Source organism: Wolbachia endosymbiont of Nasonia vitripennis, assembly GCF_048054115.1.
Taxonomy (GTDB): Bacteria; Pseudomonadota; Alphaproteobacteria; order Rickettsiales; family Anaplasmataceae; genus Wolbachia.
This window is the reverse complement of sequence record NZ_JAFEVF010000066.1, coordinates 1-3,054: the sequence shown is the minus strand read 5'-3', so window position 1 is coordinate 3,054 and position 3,054 is coordinate 1. Positions and strand designations below refer to the sequence as shown.

Here is a 3,054-nt window from a genome sequence, read left to right as displayed (position 1 = left end):
AACCTTTTTTGATAGTATGCATATTGCTTATCAGAAAAATATTGATAGCATTAAACAGGATGCTGATTTTGGTTTTGACTTTGTTAATTCTTCTGTCAGTTAATTCATGCCTGTCAGATCAAGTCTAAACTATTACAAAAATCTTCGGCTTGTTTTTTTATTACTGAAAGTTCATTGAAGGCTTTTTCTGGATTGATTTTTTTTAAAATACTAGTAGCTTTTTTAATCGCTCTTTCTCTCTTTTTATTATCTTGTTTTTCGTTTAAGATTAAGCTTTCAGCTTCAGTAAAAGCATTGCCTTGGGCACTTTTGGCAATATTACAAACAACGTTTTTTACAACTTGCTTAGTTGCTACATAATCTATTTCCTTTGTAAAGCAATCAATAAATAGCTGCCAAATTTTTTTGTTAACGGACTTACTTGTCTTATGTTCTAAATCTTCTACATCTTTGAATCCTAAAATAGTATAGAGATTTTTTTCAATTATTGGTTCAGCATGTTGTTTTGCCACTTTACCTTTTATATTGAATAGAAATTCACTAATCTTAGTTGTGCCCATAATATTACCTCACAATATTAATGTTATATAATATAAAGTATAAAAGCTTAATGCTTAATTTTTACTTACTATTAATATAATTGAAGATTAACTTTGTTCCTATATTAAAACTTTAACTCCCAATTTATTATTAGTAATATCATTATATGAATCTTATGCCTGAATTTGGGAATATATTGTTATTGGTAGCCTGTTTGTTATCTTTAACGTATTTGTTTCTACCGTTTAGTTCTTACCGATTCGTCTCCTCTGCCATATTTTTTTGTGTGTCAGCATCAATGGCTATTTTGATCTACTGCCACATTAAAAATGATTTCTCACTTGAAAACGTATATTACCACTCACACACAACAAAACCTTTGATCTATAAGATTTGTGGTGTTTGGGGAAATAAAGAAGGGTCTATGTTGCTTTGGACCTTAGTGCTTGTCATGTATTTATTACTAATGGATATTTATATACCTTCTGTCATCCCAGTGCCCAGACACTGGGATCCAGACAATTTAATTGCAAATGAGTACATCAAATGGCAGTGTAATAAAAACTGGATTCCAGTGTCAAGCACTGGAATGACACCAGAACGAACTAATGGTAGTAAATTAAAAAAAATATCTCTTATCACCCAAGGCTTGATTTGCTTTTGTTTTTTACTGTTCACTTTACTTGAATCCAGCCCCTTCACTAAAATGCCAGGCATTGAAACAGATGGACTGGGTTTTAATCCGATATTGCAGGATATAGGCCTTGCTATTCATCCACCGGTATTATATTTGGGGTACCTTGGATTTAGCGTTCCTTTTTCGCTCTCTATAGCTGGATTAATTTTAAATACTGAAGGAAATGTTTGGGCTAAAATTGTCAGGCCTTGGGTACTTATTTCTTGGTCGCTGCTCACTTTGGGCATCAGCTTGGGTAGCTGGTGGGCATATCGTGAACTCGGTTGGGGTGGATTTTGGTTTTGGGATCCAGTGGAAAACGTTTCTTTGATGCCGTGGCTAATTGCAGTGGCGCTGACACATTTGTTGCTCGTTGTACGAAATTTCAATACTTTAAGGAATGTTGCTATTTTACTTACGCTCACAACTTTTATATTGAGTGTGACTGGAACATTTCTAGTCCGCTCAGGAATACTTACCTCAGTGCACACGTTTGCAGATGACCCAAGATATGGATTGTATATATTAGCTCTACTTGGTGTAATTACAGTCAGTAGCTTAGTAATATTTGTAGTGTTTACGAGAAAGAATCACACATCTTTCCAGTATTCGATATTGGAATCTGAAAAGAAATCTGCTACTCAAGTGACAGAGGGTAGAAGATTCTTTTCACGCCTTACGATGATGCTGATGAACAATTTATTATTCATCACTGCCTTTTTCATCGTGTTCGTTGGCACTTTATACCCTACAGTGCTTGAGTATTTAACCGGTGAATTAATTTCAGTTGGAGCACCATATTACAATTCTTTATTTAACTCTATTGCACTAGCTATTCTAGTGCTCACCATGATAGGGCAATACTGCAGTTGGCAGGGAAATAGTCTATTGCCAATATTCCGTGAATATAGATTTTCATTTTGTAGTGCTGCAGCTATTTTGCCGTTTATCTTTCACATGGAGCTAATGATTGTGCTATCAATTACCATCTCCATAGCATTATTAATCTTTGTTTTAGAAGCATATAGTAAAAGAATTTGTTTATTTAAGGTAGCATTTGGTGAATCAATTTTATTAGCAAGAAGAGTTTCTAAGTCCTACTATGCAATGATGCTTGCTCATGCTGGAGTGGCAATTCTAGTGCTTGGTATATCTTATTCAGTTGGTTGGCAGGAGAAAAAAGAAAACTACTTGGGAATAGGAGACAGCATAACAGTCAATAAATTTAAAGTTACTTTACGAAATATTGAGCTAATAAAAGAAAAAAATTTCCATGCAGTGAGGGGTACAATGGATATCAGGAATTTGCTGAATAATAAGATATTAGGTGAAGTAACTCCTGAATATAGATTTTACCTTGCGGAAGGTCAGAAAAATGTTGAAAGCAGTATCTACCACAATTTATTTTCTGATATTTATGTTGTAATTGGAGAGATTGATAAGAGTAAGAGCAAAATTGCAGCTAAAGTGCACTATAAACCTGGAATGTCTATAATCTGGCTTGGATCCTTTCTTATCGCTTTTGGTTCGCTCCTTGCTGCTTTGCCTTCTAGCAAAAAAGTAGTTCCTTCAGTATGATGAAGTTTTCATTTTTTGGCAATTTAAACTTAAGCTAAGCAACATAACCTCGCGAGCGAATTTTCTCTATGTTCTGTTGTACAATAGGAAATAAAGATATATTTTCTAATGAAGAACTTACATGTAATAGTTTAGACTTGATCTGACAGGCATGAATTAACTGACAGAAGAATTAACAAAGTCAAAACCAAAATCAGCATCCTGTTTAATGCTATCAATATTTTTCTGATAAGCAATATGCATACTATCAAAAAAGGTTT

The 3,054-nt window shown here is 33.9% G+C and carries 2 protein-coding genes; one reads left to right on the top strand and one right to left on the bottom strand.

Annotated elements, in window-relative coordinates; all coding sequences use genetic code 11:
• Window positions 1-113 precede the first annotated feature (113 nt).
• Window positions 114-560, bottom strand: coding sequence for a hypothetical protein (locus JR053_RS05240; RefSeq protein ID WP_416603796.1), 447 nt, complete (start codon window positions 558-560; stop codon window positions 114-116).
• Window positions 561-715: 155 nt separating this feature from the next.
• On the opposite strand from JR053_RS05240, the gene JR053_RS05235 reads away from it, so the two are divergent.
• Window positions 716-2,794 (top strand): heme lyase CcmF/NrfE family subunit, encoded by a 2,079-nt coding sequence (locus JR053_RS05235; RefSeq protein WP_416603798.1) that lies wholly within the window; start codon window positions 716-718, stop codon window positions 2,792-2,794.
• Window positions 2,795-3,054 lie beyond the last annotated feature (260 nt).